Raw genomic sequence first — 19748 nt, 5'->3', positions numbered from 1 at the left:
AGAACCTCTTTCTTGTATCCTAGGAAAGGAAAAAGGAGGATCCTATGAAAAAAATAATTGACAATAGCAGTTTGAAACTGCTTGCTATGCTTGCCATGCTGATTGACCATATCGCCTGGGTATCTTTTCCACTGGCTACCAATATGAATATTCTCTCTCCTAACTGGCCGGCCAATAGTATGCACATAATAGGCCGCCTGGCTTTTCCAGTCTTTGCCTTTTGTATCGCGGAAGGATATCGGCACAGTCATGATGTGCGCAAGTATATGAGACGATTGGGGCTGCTGGCTCTTATCAGTATCATCCCTTTCTCTCTGATGGGCTGGGTTACTGGTCTTGGCTTTATCATGCAAAATACGGTTGTTACTCTCTTTTTGGGGCTCTGTGCTCTTTATTACAGTGATCAGCAAACAGCAACCTGGAGAAAAGTTCTAATTATTCTACTCTGTTTTACTCTGTCCATTATCGCTGACGGCGGACTGACGGGAGGAGTTTTTGGTATCTATGCCTTTGCAAAGATTAAAGACCCAATCTTCCGAAAAATTGGCGGTGTCTTGGTACTGAACAGTGTGCAAATCCTAATTTTGGCCTTCAATTTCTCCTATGATGGTCTGGCTGATCTGGCTGCCACCTGTCTTCTGTTTCTCCTCGTGACCTCTTTCTACAACGGTCAAAAAGGGGCCAATATTGGAAAAGTATTTTACTGGTTTTACCCCCTTCATTTGCTCGCCCTGTCTCTGTTTCGAATTGCCTTTCTCTTATTTCTAATGTAGTTAATGAATGTGTTAAAAGTTGCAGTAGAAATACCTGTTAAGTTAATTTTTCTTTTGATAAGTCTCAATAATAGAGTAAAAGAGTCTGAGACAATAGTCTCTTTGCTACAAAAAAGAGTTTGGGACAAAAATATTTCAATTTTTAAAAATCTTAATTATTAAGCCCTTCAAATCTATAATTAAATGCGAAAAGCGAACAAAGCAGAATTCTGATTACCAGAAAACTAGTTTTGTTCGCTTTCTATATTTGAGGTCGGATTTTTGTCCCAGCCTCCTTTTCTTATTCTTCTTTTACAAAAACTAATTCTTTAGCATCTGAAAGATCTGCTCGATAAGCAAAACCTGCAAAAGAGAGCTGTTTGATTTGCTCAAGTTTATCGACCTGCGCTTCCATCAAAGCAGTCAAAAACTGCCCACGCGCTTTTTTAGAAATAGTAGAATGACTTTTGAATTTGCCAGCCTTTTCTTCTAAAAATTTGAAGCGAAGCATCTTCTCTCTGACTGATTTTTCAAAAACTTCCTCAAATTCACTAGACAAGAGCGAAAGTAGCATATCTTCATCCGCTACTGCTTTTGTATAATCGTCCCGCCAAAATTTTTTCAGCGTTTGACCATTGGGCTTCAGCCCCACCAAAAAGTCCAGCCGATGAGGGGCAATCGGACTAAGGGCAGGAATGACCCCATATAGACTAGAAGTTAAAAGCAAATGCTCTTGAATGTAGGATTTCTCCCCTTGTGTCCAATCTTTTCGCTTGATATTGCGATACATGAGCCCGTCAAATAAGAGCAAGGCTGGATAAGTCTCCGCTTCATTTTTGCTCAGATTTTGAATCCGCTGGTATTCTATTTCAGCCATTTGCGGACTGATTTTGTATAATTTTTCCAGCTCTTTGGCTGAGAATTGCAACAACTCTTCTATGATGATTTTGTTTTTAGACGTCAACTGGGAGCGCCCCAGCGAGCTCTGTTCCTCATTCATTTCTTTGGCAGTCGGAATTAAAATTTTCATGTTTTCCCTTTCTCATATTGGATTCAGAGTCTATTTTCCTGTTTTCCTCACTCATGATTATAGCAAATTTTGGACTAATTGGATTTATTCTTGACTTAAATTTTCAAAAATGATAATATCTAGTTATCAAAACTAGATATTAGAAAGTTTAAGATTTGGAAACGAAAAATCTGTTCCCGAGATGGGATGAATTACCTGTTCTTGACCTGTATCTGGATCAGGTCCTGCTCTACGTCAACAAGGTCTGTAAGCCGACTTTTACCGCATCTGACAAAGGATTGACCGCATCCATGATCAATAATTATGTCAAGCATGGCTACCTTGAAAAACCTCTAAAGAAAAAATACAATCGCCAGCAAGTTGCCCGTTTGATTGCCATTACAAGCTTGAAAACTGTTTTTTCTATTCAAGATATTGCTGCGACTTTGGATATGCTCAACGCCCAGACCCAGTCTGAAAAGCTCTACAATGACTTTGTGGATTATATGAACGGACGGAAACTTGAAGTGACTCCCATTATTGCCAGTGCCTGTCAGACCTTAAAACTCTACCAGCAAACCCTTGCTTTTATCCAAGTACCCGAAAAGGAGGCCGATAACGATGAACTACGCGCTTAAACTCAGTAAACAACTCTCTTTTGGAGAGGAAATTGCCAATGCTGTCACTCATGCCGTCGGAGCTGTTTTGATGCTGATTCTTCTCCCCATCTCTGCTATTTACAGTTATGAAGAGCATGGCCTCGTTTCTGCTGTTGGCACTTCTATCTTTGTCATAAGCCTTTTCCTCATGTTTCTTTCTTCTACCATTTACCACTCCATGTCCTATGGCTCTGCCCACAAATATATCCTGCGGATTATTGACCACTCCATGATCTATATCGCTATCGCGGGCAGCTATACGCCTGTCGTCCTTTCACTCATGAATGACTGGCGCGGCTATCTGATTATCGCGATTCAGTGGGGCACGACCATCTTTGGCATTCTCTACAAAATCTTTGCCAAGAAGGTCAATGAGAAATTTAGCCTGGCTCTCTATCTAATTATGGGCTGGCTGGTGATCTTTATCATCCCGCAAATTATCGGACAAACTGGACCAGTGTTTTGGGGACTCATGCTAGCAGGCGGTCTTTGCTACACAGTCGGCGCTGGTTTTTATGCCAAAAAGAAGCCCTACTTCCACATGATTTGGCACCTCTTCATCCTAGCCGCTTCTGCTCTCCAATACCTAGCAATTGTCTATTTCATGTGAGAGTGGGACAGAAATCGGTAATTCATTAGAATTCGATTTCGTCGTCCCACCTCCACACAGTTGAGTAGGGCTGTAAAAGCTGATGAAATCAGCCTAGTAGAGCCCACTCAACCACTGCGTCTTGCTCGACAATCCAAAGACAATTGAGAGGCTAGGACTTTTGTCCCAGCCTCTTCTCTATGATATAATGCAGCTCTTCAACTAAGCTTACAACTGGTCTGCAAAAAGCTCCTCTCAAAAGCAGGAGCTTTGAAAATAATAAAAATTTAAGCTTATTTTGCTAAGATAAGGATAGAAAAGATGATCTCTGGCAAATGAATCTGCCAGTTATGGAAGGAAAACGAATGACTATTTTATCAAAAATCCGCCCATCGCAGCCTCTGAAAGAGCTGAAATGGTTCGATATTCTTGTGATTACTCTGCTCATGTTTGGTCAGTTCATCTACCGATCAACCGAGCTTTACCTAGCTAGTTTTTCAACAACAGCGACGACGGCAGCAACTGAAACGGTCAGCAATACAGCTAGCGAAGGCGCAGCATTCTCAAGCAATTTCAATCTTCAGCTCCTGATGCTGGTCTTGACCATTCTCTATCTTCTGCTGAGGCGCTTTGATTTTAAGCAGCTTCCCATCCGCCTGACTTGGTCGGTTCTGCTCTGGACACCTCTGATCTTCATAGTGGTGGGATTCTTTGGCGACATCGTGATGACACTGAGCAGCGAGTATAATTACTTTGATCCAACCCTCTGGGCTTATATAGATTTACTGGAAATCTTCCGAAAATTTGCTGAGCTGACACCAATGACCATCCTCTATGGACTACTCAATGGCTTCTATGAAGAATTCTTCTTTCTTGGCCTCATGACCTCAGTCAAGGATAAGTATAAGTGGTGGGCACTGGCCTACTCTACCATCATTCGGATTTCTTTCCATACTTATCAAGGAATGCTCTGGGCCTTGGTTATCGGAGTGGTCTATGGTCTCTTTTACTATTTCCTTTACAAGTACAAGGTCAAGAATCTCCTGCCTTTCTTCCTCATGCACGCCTTGGCGGATATGTTTGGCTCCAGCTTGATGTATGTACTGATTAATTGGCGTTCCTAAAAGGAAACATATCAGCTAACAAAAAATGGTAGAATAAATCGCAACTAAAAAGCTTAGAAGTAGGTAATCAAATCACCCTGCTGCTAAGCTTTTTTATTATTGTTATTTAGGAATTGAAACTTGCAATTTCGCTATCAAGTTTTTTCATATAATAGCGATAGATCAGATAAGAAACAAGTCCAGAAATAAAAATCAGCATAACTGAAAGGAGATAAAGTAACGTGATAGGCAGGGAGTATGAAATCACATAGAGAAGACCAATCACGATAATCACTCCAATAGTAAAGGCTAGTCCTAATAAGGTCTTACCCATACTATTATCTCGAGTCATCAGCTCGTTGACATTGGACCAGTTGGTCACCAAATGCTTATAATCCCGATGATAACCCCAAGCGCTCCAAGCTAGACTAGCCATAAACCAAACCAGCAGCATAACCAGAAACGTCACCAAATGAACATGAAAGATAAGACTGGTCACTAAAAGAAGAATCACTGGTAAAATGGACTGAATGGCAAAGAGATACCAAAATTTGAGACGAACATATTTTCTGAGCTCAAAAGGTAAGACCTTCAGATAATCAAAATTTTCCCGCTCCAAGGATAAACCAATAGAGGTCAGATTACTCCCACCCGAATTGAGGGTGGCGATAAACATAGATAGGAAGCTAAGCGGAAGTAAAAATCGCGGAATCAAGAACGGGCTAACATCTAGATCTGCTTTGACTGCCCCCATGGCCATACTAAAAATGATGATGTAAGGAATCAGTGCTGACATGAAGAGAGCCTGCAAGATAACCGAACCTTCACTCAGCAGCCGAATGTGATAGCGCCAGACGAACTTTTTGAAATTCTTGGCCTCGTCCATATTGATATCGTGCACTCGCTCACGTTTGCCACTTGCTGCACCTGTCATCAAGGCTGCTTCATAAAATTCTGGTATGACCTTGAACTTAACCACCAAGAAGAGCAGCCCCCCCACGGCAAGCCAAGCTAGAATCCCTAAAATTGCAGACAAGCTAAGAGGATTGATGATAAAGTCGTAAAAGGCTACAACTGGCGGGAAATAAGGTGTGGCTATTGTATTGCTGGCGATACTACGACTGTTCATTTGATTGATAAAGATATAGAGTCCTACCGAACCAAGGGAAACCAGCCCCAGAATCACATTGGATAGAATAGTCTTATACTTTCTAAAGAAAGCTGTCTTGGTGATAAAATGCACCAAAATCAAAATGATAAAGGTTATAACAGAGCTTAAAATGACAATCGAAATCAAGGCCATAGGCAAGCCGACTAAGGGATTTCCGCCTTGAAGAGCTAGCACGATGAAATAGCTATACATGGGCAGAATCGCAATCAAGAGAGTCAGGACAACAGAGATGCTCTTTCCGACAATGATTTCTGATTCACTAAAGGCATAGGGCCGATAGGACTGCAAATCCTTGCTTTCATAAAAGACATTATAGAAAACCAGAAAGCCCTGCGACATGGAAAATACTGCAAATACGGAGACCATATTGGCAAAGAGGCCCGGATTTCCTACCATGTGATTGAAGGCACTCATGATACCAAAGAAGAACAGGTAGACCAAGCCCAAAATCAAGTACATTCGAATAGCCTGCAGGGAGACATTGACTTTGACCTCTGGATTTTTTTCCTGCTTCTTGCGGTATTGCTGCAACTGCGATGCTTGAATCGCATAAAGAATATTGATATCAACTAATTTTTTAATCGCTTTAAGGCGCATCTGAACTCACCTCTTCTCTGCGGCCAGCCAGACCTAGATAGATGGTTTCGAGGGACTGGTCTGGATGCTGGGCTTTTAGGTCCTCAACCGTTCCGTAGAATATCAACTCTCCTTTTTTGAGAATGGCAATCTTATCACATAGCTGCTCAGCCACTTCTAATACGTGGGTTGAAAACAGAACTGTATTTCCCTTGTTAGCATGCTCACGCATCATCTGCTTAAGATCAAAAGCTGCCTGAGGATCCAATCCCGTCAAGGGCTCATCCAAAACCCAGATATCTGGATCGGACAAAAGGGCACCAATGACAAAGACCTTCTGCCGCATACCGTGTGAAAACGACTCAATCACTTCATAACGATGGCTAGCAAAGTCAAAGATAGCCAGCAACTCGCCCAAACGAGCTTCTACTTCTGCCGTGGTCATATCGTAGGAAGTCGCCACTAGCTCCCAAAATTCATTGGCTGTCAGGCGCAAGAAAAGATCAGGAGAATCAGCTACATAGCCGATTTTTTTCTTGATTTCTAGACGATTACTGGATAGCTCCTTGCCGTCCACAAAAATTTGTCCTTGTGTCGGATTAATGACGCTGACCAAGGATTTAATGGTCGTTGACTTACCCGCTCCATTGTGACCAATCAGACCGACAATCTCACCGCTTTCCAAGGTCAGATTCAAATGGTTAAGCGCCAGCTTGCCATCATAGTCTTTTGTAACATCTCTAAATTCAATCATGAGAATCTCCTTTGCTATGTTTTGAGGTTATTATACTATCTTAAAACTTATTTGTCTTAAAATGAGCGAAAAAGTTCGGATTTTGCTTTGAAATAATCTATAGCCATCTTTTAAACCTTGAAAGTTTGAGCATTTTCCAACAGATAGAGCAAGAAATTGGGAATGGTTTCCAGCATGTCCTGCTCATAAACACGCTCAGTCAGCTGATGCAAATCTTTCCCCCATGGGCCTAGATTGATGCCGGGGATATGATTGGCCGCAATTTCTGGGAAATCCAGATGATAGAGATTCTCAGGAACAGGCATACTGGCAATCAGGTCCTGGTATTCAGCGGCAGGCTTCTCCAAGGCACAGTAGCTAAGGTCACATATTCCCATAAAAAATTCGTCCACTTGGAGCTGACAACCAGCTTCCTTGTCCAGATAATCTCGATAGAGTTGAATGACCTTGTCAATCCTAATCGGACTGTCTGACAAGCGGCGACAATTCATGGATGGATAGTAAGGCGGCGCGATCGCTAAGACAACCAAAGCTTCCTTACGGTCGTAGAAATCTAAAACTTTCTGGATATTTTGAATGCTGATTTCCTGATAGGATGCGCCCTCTTGCAAGGCTTGCTGGGCTTCTTCATAAATTTTCTCCAAAGTGCCTTCAAAACCGATTTTTTCTTGGCATTCTTGCAGTAATTCCTGATAGGTCAGCACGCGCGGTTTCGGTACAATCTTGCTTTCTTCATAAACTTTCTGAAGCTGACAGTAGTTTTGATAAAAGTCCTCCACTGCTTCCTGACTGAGATTCTTTATGGTCGTTAGCAATTCACTTGGACTCTTTTCTAGATAAAGGACGCTGAAATAGCCAGCAGCACGCAGCACTGTTGATACATCGTAATTTTCCTTCAAATCGCGCAGATAAGACCAAGATGGCAGGGGCGAGCGTTCTCCGTAGGCCATGTCGGATAGAGCTGGATTAAGGTCAATTTTTTCACCAACCTTGGCCAGCAAGGACAGGGCATTGATCCCCTTGAGTGGCTCTTTCATGTGCGAAAGGATACCCTGAGTCACGACAACTGGCATCAACTTACCGACCGTTCCTATATGAAGCACCTTTTCCTCCGCTGACTGACTCTCAAAAGGCTCAGAATCCACAGCCAGAAGGTAATGAAGCTGGAAGCGCTCCTTCAATTCAGCAAGCAAGGCTGTTGCTGCCCGCATGCCTTGAGAATAGGACTCCTCATCTCCGACCGACAGATAGAGCAAATTGACCAGACCAGACTGTATCTGACTGTATCTTTCCACCACTCCTAGCTGCAAGGCCAGAGCCGCCTTCATGTCGCAAGAGCCCCGACCGAACTGCCATTTGTCCGACGCAATATCCGTTAAAAGATCTGAATCTGAAGAAATGGAGGGTAATTTTTCTTTGAGGGACTGATTATCAAAAGCCCAGTCTTTGAGACTCCCAAAGTCCTCAATGTCCACTGTATCATGATGATGAAAAATAATCACGGTGTCAGCCGTATCTCGCTTGACCAGAGCCCAGTTGACACTGCGGTTATAAAAATCATTCGGAATCTGATAGCAGCCAATCTGTTCTGGATGTTCCTGAAAATAAGGAATCTCTCCTATCCGCTCCTGAAGAAAGGCTTCAATCTTCCGCTCAGAACTAGTATGGGTAAAACTTTCAATCGCCATGCTTTGGTTAAAAATATCTTGAATATACTGTTTCATTCTTTCTACCTCTATATTTCTGGCACTTCTGACTTGCAGGCCATGGCCAGCTGAAAGACGATAAGGCAAAAGCAGCCAATCTTTACCTAGTCAGGAATGTTTGGCTGCTTTTATCTTGTAATGACTAACGATGAGAATATTTCTTAACGAGGCCAGACATGCCCAATGTGCTGACAAGAAGCACCAAGCCTAGATAGAACATTCCCATTTCTGATTTACTACCAGTTTTTGGCAAGGAGGATGCGGCTTGTTGAGCTTGTTGAACAGCTGCCTGCTCCACTTGAGACACTTCTGGTCGACTAGCTAATTGCTGCACCTGAGGCACCACTTTCTGACTGCTTAATTGCTGCACATGGTCAGTCACGCCTTTCTTACCTTCTTCACGTCCAACCCTCGAATCGACTGACGGAGCTTCTTGTTGTGGCTCCTGTCTATCAAAGATATATTCTGGAACTTCTCTGATTTCTGGTGCAACTAGCTTTTCACCAAGAATTTCAGGTAAGTTAGCATATTCCGTATCAAGGGCACTTGCTACATAATCAGCTTTTTGTGACCGACTAGCTTCCACGGTCGGTACTAGCGCACTAATAGAATCCGTCTTGAAAGTCACCGCATACTGACGCTTAATCGTCAAGTCGCTAGGATCATAAGTATTGAAGACCAGAGCCAGCTTGTGGCCTTTTTTCACCGTGTAAAGATTCGGCTGCAAATACATGGTATAATCATGGAATTGGCCGACTTTTGGCTTAGTGCTCTTTTCTGAGCTAGACGGTGTATAGCCTGATTCTGGATTGGCTAAGTTTAGCCAGCCCTTAGCAATGACCTTGTATCTTGTTTTGGTTGTCGCAAAGTTTTTAACATCCAGATTGCTGAGATTGCTACCCATCCAGAAGTCACCGGCCTTGCTGTCATCACTAGCAGCACCATTTCCAACAACATCAAACTCTTTGTCTGATACATCTACCAAGAGTGCATTGACCTGCAAGTTTTTGCCACTTCCCTTGGCTAAAGCGGCCTTGAAGTGAACTGGAATATGGCCTTTGATAGTCGTATCTTCTTTGACTTCTGTCATAAAGGTCATGTTAGCCTTAGAAGAAGCTTGACTGACTGACTCATCTCGCTTGCTAGTGTCAATCCCAGCAGCCGCATAGTCACTGGAAATGGTTTCTTCTAGACGTTTGGACTTAGCTGTCAAAATCAAACGATTATTACTTTTCCAATTGTCATAGCTCGTCCATTTATTTGGATCGTAGTTATTTTGTGCCAAAACAGCAGGAAGCTTGCTAACATCGTTCTTGACATCGTAAAGATAATGAGAGAACCAAGTATTGAGCAAGTCGTAGAAATCTTGATTGTTGGCCTTGATACCATACCCTCGAGAGATAGCTGCTGGATGGACATGGTCTCCTTGGTGGAGGTAGAGTTTTACGTTTTGTCCCGCTTTTTTCAAGACATCATACATGAGCTCAAATTGTTTGGTTTTGACATTGTCATCATTTAAGCCATGTACCAGCAGGGCGCTAGTCTTTATCTTTCCTGAATTTAGGGTATAATCGCGTTCCCGCCAAACTTGGCTATAATTGCGACCGTGAGCTTTTTGGTCCTTGTTTAGCTGATTGATGTAGTCAGCATACTTGTTCCAGATTGAAGCCCAATCGTCTTGATCAAGCATCCGAGTAGAAACGTAGAGTGACAGCCAAGACAGATCACTGTATGGCGGATTGCTGTAGGCTGTTCCTTGACTATTAAAATAATCATACCAGCTAGCAATTCCTGCGGCTGGAACGATGGTTCTCAGGCCTTCTACACCTGTTGTTGCCACACCGAAAGTTGTCGTACCGGCCCAAGATAGGCCAGTCATACCGACTTTGCCATTGGCCCAGTCAGCCTTGATTTCAATATTGCTAGTTCTGTCTGTGTAGGCCGTCCGTTTACCATTGACCCATTCGACAATATTTTTAAAGGCTTCTACTTCCAAATTAGATCCAGTTGTATTGAAGCCTTCTGAACCCTTAGTACCCAGACCAGCACTGGAAACAAAGGCATAGCCGCGCACTAGGAAGTAATCATACCAGTTCAAATTCTCGTAATCATAAATCCCTTCATAAGGGCTATAATAGTACCAATCTGACGCTTTGGCCTTCTTCGCCGCATCAATACTGCTCATGCTGGAAACCGGTTGGCGCTTAGCAGGCTTATTGTGCAAACTCTTCATATCATAAGAACCGTTTGTCGGCAGATTGAGACTTTCCAAGGTCACATAGTTTTCATCCAAAGTCCCTGCGACATAAGGACGGGCTTCTAAAATTGTAGAAGCCTTAAAATCACCTTGGGCTACTGCTTTAGGAAGTTGTACGATAGCCTTGACGAGGTCACGCTTTCCGTCTCCATCCGTATCATGATCCGTCTCAACATAGACAGGAAAACGGACGATATTGCTTTTCTCATACGAATAGTCTTTATCTTCCTTAGCTCCACTGCTGTATGGGAAAATTGGCTGCGCCCGACCATTCAAAAAGAGCGGTGCTTTCTTTTCGGCACGATAGGCATCATGCAGGCGCTTGGCAACAGCATACATAGTCTGCAGATTGCTTCCCTGTACACGGGCTGTCAAATCAGCCTCTTTGTCAATCATTCCCATGCTCTTGGCTAGATTCACCCTATCTTGGGCACTGGTACCTAGCTGAGATTCATTGACAGCTGCCCATTTCAGTAGCTCATCGACTGCTTCCTGCAGGGTCAGTTCCTTATCAGCTAAAGCTAGATTTGAAAGACTTCCCGTATAAGCAGACAGGTCTTGTCCTTTGGCACTAGCAGGCACAACAGAAGGCACTAAGCTAGCATCTTGAGCCCAAGCTAAAGGTGGAGACTCCAGTGACGAAGCAGGTATTTCATGGATCGCGTCTGGTTTTTCAGCAGTGACCGATTCCTCTTCTTGCTTTTCTGGTCTTGCAGTAGCCGACGATTCCTTGCTTTCAACCTCTAAAACTGCTGGCTGCTGGACTAAAGATATAGGCTCAGATGGCTTTGCGACAGCTTCTGTATGAAGAATCTCCTTGCTTTCGACATTCGCCTGACTCGCCTCATCGGCTTGAACAACCCAGCCTAGGGCCAAAGGTACAAATAGCGAGACTGATAAGAGTAACCTCACTAGTCCTCTCTTTTTCATAAAGAACCCCTTTCTTTTTATAAAGTTTATTACTTGTCCATTATACTATGTAAACGTTTTAAATTCAATGCTAGTTTTAGCTCATCATCAAAAAATATAAAATTAACTTGTATAAACGTTTGTATCATCATTCTTCTTTTGGTAAAATAGACCCATCCCAAGAATGTGAGGTATCTCGTATGGAAAATCAAACATTAATGCAATATTTTGAATGGTACTTACCAAATGATGGACAACATTGGAATCGCTTGGCGGAGGATGCTCCTCATCTAGCATCAAAAGGCATCCGCAAGATTTGGATGCCACCAGCTTTCAAAGCAACAGGCTCAAATGATGTCGGCTATGGAGTTTATGATCTCTTCGACCTAGGCGAGTTTGACCAAAAAGGAACTGTCCGCACCAAATATGGTTTTAAGGAAGACTACCTAAATGCTATCCAAACTCTCAAAGCCAATGGCATTGAACCCATGGCTGATGTAGTTCTTAATCACAAGGCAGCTGCAGACTACAAGGAGCGTTTTACTGTCGTCGAAGTAGACCCCAACGACCGAACAAGGGTTTTGTCAGAACCTTTCGAAATCAAAGGCTGGACTAAATTTGTCTTCCCAGGCCGCAATAAAACCTACAATGACTTTGAATGGCATTGGTACCACTTTACCGGTACGGACTATGATGCCAAAAACAACAAGTCAGGTATTTTCCTTATCCAAGGAGACAATAAAGGCTGGGCAGATGATGAGCTTGTGGATAATGAAAACGGCAACTATGACTATCTCATGTATGCTGATATTGACTTCAAGCATCCAGAGGTCATTCAAAACCTCTACGACTGGGTTTACTGGTTTATCGAAACAACAGGCGTTCAAGGATTTCGTTTAGATGCTGTCAAGCANATTGACTCCTTCTTTATGAGAAATTTTATCCGCGATATAACTGAAAAATACGGTGAAGATTTCTATGTCTTTGGGGAATTTTGGAATAGCGATGAGACGGCTAATAACGACTATCTAAAAAATATTGAATACCGTTTTGATCTTGTTGACGTCAAGCTCCACCATAATTTCTTTGACGCTAGCATAGCTGGGGCAGACTTTGACCTACGGACGATTTTTGATCAGACGCTTGCCAAGAATCATCCTGAATCAGCCGTGACCTTCGTGGACAATCACGACACTCAGCGAGGTCAAGCTCTGGAGTCCACCGTCGAAGAATGGTTCAAGCCAGCAGCCTATGCTCTCATCCTGCTACGAGAAGAAGGGCTGCCTTGCGTCTTTTATGGCGACTACTATGGTATTAGTGGAGAATTTGCCCAGGACAGCTTCCAAGACGTACTGGACAAGCTTTTGGATATTCGCCTCAACCTAGCTTACGGTGAGCAGACTGACTACTTTGACGATGCCAACTGTATCGGCTGGACTCGTCAAGGCAAGGACGGTGGGCAGCCAATCGCTGTCCTTGTCAGCAATGACCAAGCCAGCAGCAAACGTATGCTGGTCGGTTCAGAATGGGCAGGTAGAGAATTCAGCGATTATCTGGGCAATAGTTCTCAAATCGTGACCATTGACGAAGAAGGCTGGGGAGAATTTCCAGTGGAGGAGAAGTCAGTCAGTGTCTGGTCTGTCAAATAATCTGTATATTCAAAAACGAGAGGGAATCTTTCCTTCTCGTTTTTCTAGTATTCAAGCTCATATAAAACTTGCTATTTTAAAAATTGCTTTATTTTTTCTGCCAACTCATCACTGGCGTAATCATGCACATAGTGAGGGCAGTCCAATAGAATCAGCTCTGTCTGTGGATGCTGCGCTGCAAAATCCTTCTGGAAACCCTGCCACTCTTCCTGACTGTAGCCAGTCCCTTGGCCATTTGAAGAAAAGAGCAAGATCGGTAGTTCAGGAAGCTTTTCTCTAGAAACTGCCTCAGCATTTTGCTTGACCTGAGTGACCTCTTCATATACAGCATTTGCCAATGGACGACGATAGAATAGAGCCTTGTATACTTGCTTTTCTTCTGCTGTCAAATCCCCCACCGCAAGAGCGGAAACTTGCTTGTCAACATCATAAAATACCCGACTTAAGCCTAAATTAGCAGCCATTTGTAAACCTTTATAAGCCCCTGGATAGAGGTTCAAATCGTTGTAAGAACTTGGCAAGGCCATATCCAGTCCGATAATGCCTTGGACTTCTTCTGGATATTTTGCAACCCAATGAAGCGCTTCTAGCCCAGCCATAGAGTGTGCTACCAAAGTATATGGACCTGTGATTTCAGCCTTTTTCAAAGCCTGCCTCGTCTGGGCAAGTACCGTGTCAATATCTCTGCTATCCCCTTGGCTGTCATCACTGAAGCCATAGCCTAAGCGTTCAACAATAACAACCCGATAGTCTTTTTCCAATTTAGAATAGAGGGTCTTAAAGTCAAGAATAGGCGACGTTGTGCCACCACCCGCCAAAAAGACCAGCGTCGACTCTCCCTGACCAGTTACATAGACATTCATATTCTTGCCGTCTACTTGAACCAGGCGACCTATCGGTTTATCAAGCAATTTCTGCTCTTTAGTCAGGCAGATTCGATGATAAGTAAAGATTAAGACCAGAGCACTTATGATTGTAAAAAGCAAACATAGAAAGAATTTTTTCAAATACCTGAACATCATAACTTTCCAAATATTTTTAAGCATCTACGAAAATTTAATCAATTAAACAAGAACAGCCATTCTGCTTCCCACAGGATACACAGATTTCTGCCTTTTATTCAAAGCTAAATGTCCTACTCTTACTCCACCAAGGCACTTCTCAGATAAGCATCCACCATACGCTCTGTCGCGACAACTGAATCGATATGCGTGCGCTCATAAGAGTGGCTGGATTCGATGCCAGCGCCTAGCAGGGCATGCTTGACTTCTGCTCCTGCGCTCATGGCTGCAGAGGCGTCTGATCCGTAAAATGGATAAATGTCCAGTTTATAAGGAATATCCTGCTCCTTAGCCAAATTTACCAAATGCTGGCGGAAAGCATAGTGATAAGGTCCTGAAGCATCCTTGACACAAATGGAAACCGTGTACTCATCTGTCTGCTGGTCGTCACCCATCGCCCCCATATCAACCGCCAAATACTCTACTGCTTGCTCAGGCAGGCTAGAATTAGCTCCATGACCAACCTCTTCAAAGACGCTAAAAGCAAAATGAGTCGTCACTGGCAGCTGAATATTTTCCTCTTTATAGATGCGCAAGAGATTGAGCAAAATAGCTGCGCTGACCTTATCGTCGAGAAAGCGGGACTTGATGAAGCCTGTCTCGGTAACTGTGGTTCGCGGATCGAAAGAAATAAAATCCCCAACTTCAATTCCTAAATCTCGCGTTTCTTTCTCACTCGTCACCTTTTCATCCAAACGCACTTCCATATTGTCCTGAGTACGTTCAACCGTCCCAGCATCCTTATAGACATGGCAGGAAGTCTGGTGAATTAGGATAGTACCGCTGATAGTCTTGCCACTGCTGGCCACATGGACTAGACAGTTTTCTCCTTCAATCATGTTCCAAGGGAAACCGCCAATCCGATCCAGCTTGAGACGACCGTCTGGCTTGACCGCACGCACAATAGCCCCCAGTGTATCCACATGGGCCGTCACTACCCGATGCTGGGCATCATTTGCTCCCTTAACCACAACATGGATGCCGCCTTTATTGGTCCGGACAGGCTCATAGCCCAATCCTTCTAGTGTCTTCGCCAGATAGTCCGCCACCTCAGCCGTAAATCCTGTTGGAGAAGGGATAGCCGTTAATTCTTGTAAATATTGAACAGTTTGATTCATCATAACTCCTTTAAACCATTTATACTGTCAATTATAGCATAAATCCGCTGTCAAATATCGTCCTGACTAGCTCTTTTCTCCTGATTTTAGATTGATTTAGCAAGGTCTTCGATGAAATTAAAAAATCTATACAAAAATACTCTTCTCCAAGCATGTATCAATCTCAGAGAAGAGTATTGCTTTATTTTAGTCTAAAATAGGGAGAAGACTGCTACTGCAAGGACAGCACCAATGATTGGACCGACAACTGGAATCCAAGCATAAGCCCAATCACCATTTCCTTTTTTGGGAATCGGAAGGAGGCTATGCATGATGCGAGGCCCTAAGTCACGAGCAGGATTGAGGGCATAACCAGTCGTTCCACCAAGTGAGAGACCAATCCCGACAATCAGGGTTCCAACTGCAAATGTGCCAAGGCCTGCTTGCAACTCATAAAGTCCTAGAGCGAAGATAGTCAGTACAAGGACAAAAGTTCCAAGGATTTCGCTAATCAGATTTGAGAAGGTATCTTTGATAGCTGGGCCAGTGCTGAATGTGCCAAGGATGTTAGCTGGATTTTCTTCAGCCAGATAGTGAGGCTTGAACTGTAGGAAGACGAGGAACTGTCCGACCATAGCACCTGCAAACTGAGCAAGGATATACGGAAAAACAGATGCCCAAGGTAAATCACCTTTGAGAGCTACTCCGATGGTTAGGGCTGGGTTCAGATGGGCTGGGCCAAGGTTGCCAGATACAAAAGCAGCGATGGCAACGGCAATCCCCCATCCCATGGTAATCACAATCCAGCCAGAATTGTAGCTCTTAGTTTTGGGAAGAACCACGCCTGCAACGACGCCATTCCCCAAAAGGAGCAAGAGCAGGGTTCCTAAAAATTCACCAAATATTTCTTTCATCATCTATATTACTCCATTCAAAAGAAGGGGAGGCTAGACAGGAGAACTGGTCCGCCACCTCTTCTTCTATTTTCTATTTTTTCAATTCTGCTAAATCATTATTTGCAAGGGCAGCTTCTAGGTCATTTCGATAAGCTACTTTTTCTTCTTCTGTCCAATCGTAGAATCGACCCATTTCATCCAGAACGGGCTCTACAATCGCATCTAAACTATCCCGCATAAAGAGCATGTGATTAGTCCGGCGAAGGAGGAAGTCTACAGGGCTGAGTGCCAATTCATTGCGCATCGCATAGTGGAGTGACAAGGTATCCGCCAGGCTGAGACCTGGTGCTTGTTCGATGCTGTGTGCGAGGGCAAAGACTTTAGGAGCATTTGAACCGTAAAGATTTGCAAGATAGAAGGCTTCTTTGCTGTCTAAGCCACGTGAGACACCAAGTTGAGCAAAGGCTTCGATTTCGGAATCCACATTAGCTGGATTCAATTCTCCACCTGAAACAGGGTAAGTCTTAGAGTTGATGAGTTTGAATCTGCGATCAAATTCTGCTTTGAGGATGTCAACCACGCGCTCCATAGCACCTTCTGCCATCTTACGGTAGTCTGTAATCTTACCGCCAGCAAGAGTCAAGAGGCCATTGTTATCACGGTCCAAGCTCGAACCACGAGATACGGCAGATGGGTCCAAATGTTTCTCAGATGTGCTGCTTTCGAGTTGCGTAACAGCCGCTTCAACATCCTCACGGGATTTTTCTTTAGCCAGATAGCTCTCAACAGTTGCAATCAGGGCATTGAAGCTTTCGTCACTAATGGTTCCGTTGTTTCCGCCATTGTAGTCAGAAGCGCTGTTTCCTGCAATCAGTGGACGAAGACCAGCCCAGCTGCTTTCGATGTCGTCAATCGTGATGTTGGCTTCTGGGAAGCGATTATTGACAATACCCAAGAGGTAATCCACATCTTCTTGTGTTACTTTTGGATGCTCAAGGTCGCCAGTGTAGTCAGTATCTGTCGTACCAAAGTAGGTCTTGTTTTCACGTGGAAGGACAAAGACCATCCGGCCGTCTCCCAAGCCTGTATCAAAGTAGACTGGCTGCGAAACCTTGATCTTGCTAGAGTCAACTACCAAGTGAACACCTTTAGTTGGACGCATTTGAGAGTATTGCTCCCCGTCATTTGACAGATTGCGTACCTTGTCGCTCCAAGGTCCAGTTGTATTGATAACTAGGCGAGCCTTGATTTCAAAGACTTCATCTGTCAAGAGGTCACGCGCAACAACACCTGTAATCTTTCCAGATTCATCAAAGAGGAAGCCTTCTGCCTTGACATAGTTGGCAATCAGGGCACCGTCTTGGTTGGCCCGTTTGATATTTTCAATCACGAGACGCGCGTCGTTGTTGCGGAAGTCAAGATAGACACCGCCGCCGACCAGGCCTTCCTTCTTAAGTTCAGGTTCCCGTTCTAGGACTTCTTCCTTGCTGAGGACTTTATTGGCAGCAGGAGTGTTGTTAACACCAGCCAAGAGGTCGTAGAGGTCCATAGCTACTTTGAGACGGAAGAGGCTAAAGGTCGCTCCATCCTCATCGTAAACTGGCAAGAGCATTGGATCTGGTTTTGGAATGTGAGGAGCAATTTGCTGTACCACAGCACGCTCAGAAACTGTATCTGACACCACTTCTACGTCGAATTGTTTGAGGTAACGAAGGCCACCATGGACCAGTTTCGTAGAACGGCTAGAAGTTCCTTCTGCGAAGTCCTGCATTTCAATCAATCCAGTGTCAAGACCACTAGCTGCTGCCTGCAAGGCTACACCAGCTCCTGTAATCCCTCCACCGATAATCAAAAGGTCCAAGGTGCGTTCCTGCATTTTTTTAATCGATAATTCACGTGTTTTCTTTGAAAATTCCATAATTATACACTTTCTAACTTAGTCGTTTCATTTTTCTACTGACTTGATTATCAAAATATGAATCAGTATCAGTCGTCGATTTCTGCAAAGACTTGAGTTGCCTTAACGGCTTTTTTCCATCCTTTGTAGAGTTGTTCCTTGCGGGATTCATTCATAGACGGTTCAAAGAGTTCTCCAGTTTCATTGAGAGTACGGAGTTCGTCTAAGTCTTTCCAATAGCCTACTGACAGTCCTGCCAAGAAGGCTGCACCGAGAGCCGTTGTTTCTAAGTTCTTGGCACGGGCAATGTCAATTCCCAAGATGTCAGCCTGAAACTGCATGAGGAAGTTGTTCATAGCAGCACCGCCGTCAACTTTAAGCACTTGAATGGCAGTATTAGCATCCACCTGCATAGTATCGATGATGTCACGTACTTGGTAAGCGATAGATTGCAGAGTAGCCTTGATGAAGTCTTCCTTGCTGGTTCCGCGGGTCAAGCCAAAGACAGATCCACGTGCATTTTGATCCCAGTACGGAGCGCCCAGACCTGTAAAGGCAGGTACGACATAGACTTCGTCATTGTTGTGAGAATTGAGAGCATATTTTTCAGATTCTGGTGAATTTTCAACCATGCGAAGACCGTCGCGCAGCCATTGAATGGCACTTCCAGCAATAAAGATAGAACCTTCTAAGGCATAATAAACCTTGCCATTAATTCCGTAGCCAATGGTTGTCAAGAGGTTGTTTTCAGACAGCTGCATCTCTTCACCAGTATTCATGATGATGAAAGAACCAGTTCCATAAGTATTCTTGACCATGCCAGGCTCAAAAGCTAACTGTCCAAAGAGAGCTGCCTGCTGGTCACCAGCCATGCCAGAGATTGGAACTTCTCCACCGTAGAAATGGAATGGAGCAGTCTTGCCATAGATTTCTGAGTTAGAACGAACTTCTGGAAGCATAGCCTTTGGAATATTGAGGATTTCCAAAATCTCGTCGTCCCATTTGAGTTCTTTAATATTATAGAGCATGGTACGGGCTGCATTTGAATAATCAGTCACGTGAGAAGCCCCGTCAGTCAATTTCCAAACCAGCCAGGTATCAATAGTACCAAAGAGCAATTCGCCCTTTTCAGCTCTTTCTTGCGCTTCCTCTACATGGTCCAAAATCCAGCGAACCTTGGTAGCAGAGAAGTAAGCGTCAATAATCAAACCAGTCTTTTCATGGAATTTTTCCACATAGCCTTGGCTTTTTAGTTGCTCAGCCAAAGGTGCTGTCTGGCGTGATTGCCAAACGATAGCATTGTAGATAGGAAGTCCTGTATTCTTATCCCAGACGACAGTTGTTTCACGTTGGTTGGTAATCCCGATGGCTTCGATTTGATTAGGTTTGACTCCACTTTCGATGAAGGCACCTGCGATAACGGACTGAACAGAGTTCCAAATTTCATTAGCATTGTGCTCAACCCATCCAGCTTGAGGGAAAATCTGAGTAAATTCTTTTTGACTGGAGCTAACTTTTTCTCCTTTTTTGTTAAAGATGATGGCGCGGGAACTAGTTGTTCCTTGGTCGATGGCCATGATGTATTTTTCTTGTGACATGTACTGTCCTCCTGGTAAAAATCTTGAGGAGATTTCCTCTTTACAGTAACTAGTATACAAAATAA

15 protein-coding genes are annotated in these 19748 nt (G+C 43.8%); 5 read left to right on the top strand and 10 right to left on the bottom strand.

What is annotated here, in order from left to right; translation table 11 throughout:
* Window positions 1-44 precede the first annotated feature (44 nt).
* The gene (locus D8792_RS04225) at window positions 45-773 is read left to right on the top strand and encodes a TraX family protein (RefSeq protein ID WP_002900153.1); all 729 of its coding nucleotides are present in this window, start codon (window positions 45-47) and stop codon (window positions 771-773) included.
* Window positions 774-1053: 280 nt separating this feature from the next.
* Here the strand turns inward: D8792_RS04225 and yaaA are convergent, their stop codons facing one another.
* Entirely contained in the window at window positions 1054-1782 is a 729-nt protein-coding gene (gene yaaA, locus D8792_RS04220) for a peroxide stress protein YaaA (RefSeq protein ID WP_125373015.1), read from the bottom strand.
* A 155-nt stretch (window positions 1783-1937) separates the two neighbouring features.
* Here yaaA and D8792_RS04215 point away from each other — a divergent pair, with 155 nt between their 5' ends.
* The 3 genes from D8792_RS04215 (at window position 1938) to D8792_RS04200 (ending at window position 4133) form a co-directional block, all read left to right on the top strand.
* Window positions 1938-2399: a DUF1836 domain-containing protein gene (locus tag D8792_RS04215; RefSeq protein WP_185758395.1), complete on the top strand. Its 462-nt coding sequence runs from the start codon at window positions 1938-1940 to the stop codon at window positions 2397-2399.
* Entirely contained in the window at window positions 2383-3030 is a 648-nt protein-coding gene (gene trhA / locus D8792_RS04210; RefSeq protein ID WP_125373014.1) for a PAQR family membrane homeostasis protein TrhA, read from the top strand. The genes D8792_RS04215 and trhA overlap by 17 nt, the downstream gene beginning before the upstream one ends.
* Before the next feature lie 344 nt (window positions 3031-3374).
* Window positions 3375-4133: a CPBP family intramembrane glutamic endopeptidase gene (locus D8792_RS04200; RefSeq protein WP_221763069.1), complete on the top strand. Its 759-nt coding sequence runs from the start codon at window positions 3375-3377 to the stop codon at window positions 4131-4133.
* A 106-nt stretch (window positions 4134-4239) separates the two neighbouring features.
* On the opposite strand, the gene D8792_RS04195 is transcribed toward D8792_RS04200, so the two are convergent.
* The 4 genes from D8792_RS04195 to D8792_RS04180 all read right to left on the bottom strand — a co-directional run bounded on the left by D8792_RS04195 (window position 4240) and on the right by D8792_RS04180 (window position 11506).
* Window positions 4240-5880 (bottom strand): hypothetical protein, encoded by a 1641-nt coding sequence (locus D8792_RS04195; RefSeq protein WP_125373012.1) that lies wholly within the window; start codon window positions 5878-5880, stop codon window positions 4240-4242.
* Window positions 5870-6613 (bottom strand): ABC transporter ATP-binding protein, encoded by a 744-nt coding sequence (locus D8792_RS04190; RefSeq protein ID WP_045497015.1) that lies wholly within the window; start codon window positions 6611-6613, stop codon window positions 5870-5872. The genes D8792_RS04195 and D8792_RS04190 overlap by 11 nt, the downstream gene beginning before the upstream one ends.
* A 110-nt stretch (window positions 6614-6723) precedes the next feature.
* Complete coding sequence (locus D8792_RS04185; protein ID WP_125373011.1) at window positions 6724-8337, bottom strand: M20/M25/M40 family metallo-hydrolase; 1614 nt, start codon at window positions 8335-8337, stop codon at window positions 6724-6726.
* Window positions 8338-8461: 124 nt separating this feature from the next.
* Window positions 8462-11506, bottom strand: coding sequence for a CocE/NonD family hydrolase (locus D8792_RS04180; RefSeq protein ID WP_125373010.1), 3045 nt, complete (start codon window positions 11504-11506; stop codon window positions 8462-8464).
* A gap of 179 nt (window positions 11507-11685) precedes the next feature.
* On the opposite strand from D8792_RS04180, the gene D8792_RS04175 reads away from it, so the two are divergent.
* Window positions 11686-13134 (top strand): alpha-amylase, encoded by a 1449-nt coding sequence (locus D8792_RS04175; RefSeq protein ID WP_125373009.1) that lies wholly within the window; start codon window positions 11686-11688, stop codon window positions 13132-13134.
* 71 nt (window positions 13135-13205) lie between these two features.
* On the opposite strand, the gene D8792_RS04170 is transcribed toward D8792_RS04175, so the two are convergent.
* The 5 genes from D8792_RS04170 to glpK form a co-directional block, all read right to left on the bottom strand.
* The gene (locus D8792_RS04170) at window positions 13206-14045 is read right to left on the bottom strand and encodes an alpha/beta fold hydrolase (RefSeq protein ID WP_260470216.1); all 840 of its coding nucleotides are present in this window, start codon (window positions 14043-14045) and stop codon (window positions 13206-13208) included.
* Between the two features lie 230 nt (window positions 14046-14275).
* On the bottom strand, window positions 14276-15313 hold the full coding sequence (locus tag D8792_RS04165) for a M42 family metallopeptidase (protein ID WP_125373007.1): 1038 nt from the start codon (window positions 15311-15313) through the stop codon (window positions 14276-14278).
* A 191-nt stretch (window positions 15314-15504) separates the two neighbouring features.
* Complete coding sequence (locus D8792_RS04160; protein ID WP_125373006.1) at window positions 15505-16209, bottom strand: MIP/aquaporin family protein; 705 nt, start codon at window positions 16207-16209, stop codon at window positions 15505-15507.
* A gap of 70 nt (window positions 16210-16279) precedes the next feature.
* A complete protein-coding gene (glpO, locus tag D8792_RS04155) occupies window positions 16280-18106 on the bottom strand; it encodes a type 1 glycerol-3-phosphate oxidase (protein ID WP_125373005.1) in 1827 nt (608 codons plus the stop codon).
* Window positions 18107-18174: 68 nt separating this feature from the next.
* A complete protein-coding gene (glpK, locus tag D8792_RS04150; RefSeq protein ID WP_125373004.1) occupies window positions 18175-19683 on the bottom strand; it encodes a glycerol kinase GlpK in 1509 nt (502 codons plus the stop codon).
* Window positions 19684-19748 lie beyond the last annotated feature (65 nt).

This window comes from Streptococcus cristatus (genome assembly GCF_003943505.1).
GTDB lineage: Bacteria > Bacillota > Bacilli > Lactobacillales > Streptococcaceae > Streptococcus > Streptococcus cristatus_E.
Note: the sequence above shows the minus strand (reverse complement) of the source record. Positions and strands in the feature narration are given on the sequence as shown.

Bases quoted from the DNA above. Each gene is read 5' to 3' on its own strand.
- D8792_RS04160 (WP_125373006.1), bottom strand. From the start codon at position 16,209: ATGATGAAAGAAATATTTGGTGAATTTTTAGGAACCCTGCTCTTGCTC.
- D8792_RS04185 (WP_125373011.1), bottom strand. From the start codon at position 8,337: ATGAAACAGTATATTCAAGATATTTTTAACCAAAGCATGGCGATTGAA.
- D8792_RS04180 (WP_125373010.1), bottom strand. From the start codon at position 11,506: ATGAAAAAGAGAGGACTAGTGAGGTTACTCTTATCAGTCTCGCTATTT.
- D8792_RS04190 (WP_045497015.1), bottom strand. From the start codon at position 6,613: ATGATTGAATTTAGAGATGTTACAAAAGACTATGATGGCAAGCTGGCG.
- D8792_RS04225 (WP_002900153.1), top strand. From the start codon at position 45: ATGAAAAAAATAATTGACAATAGCAGTTTGAAACTGCTTGCTATGCTT.
- trhA (WP_125373014.1), top strand. From the start codon at position 2,383: ATGAACTACGCGCTTAAACTCAGTAAACAACTCTCTTTTGGAGAGGAA.
- glpO (WP_125373005.1), bottom strand. From the start codon at position 18,106: ATGGAATTTTCAAAGAAAACACGTGAATTATCGATTAAAAAAATGCAG.
- yaaA (WP_125373015.1), bottom strand. From the start codon at position 1,782: ATGAAAATTTTAATTCCGACTGCCAAAGAAATGAATGAGGAACAGAGC.
- glpK (WP_125373004.1), bottom strand. From the start codon at position 19,683: ATGTCACAAGAAAAATACATCATGGCCATCGACCAAGGAACAACTAGT.
- D8792_RS04200 (WP_221763069.1), top strand. From the start codon at position 3,375: ATGACTATTTTATCAAAAATCCGCCCATCGCAGCCTCTGAAAGAGCTG.
- D8792_RS04165 (WP_125373007.1), bottom strand. From the start codon at position 15,313: ATGAATCAAACTGTTCAATATTTACAAGAATTAACGGCTATCCCTTCT.
- D8792_RS04195 (WP_125373012.1), bottom strand. From the start codon at position 5,880: ATGCGCCTTAAAGCGATTAAAAAATTAGTTGATATCAATATTCTTTAT.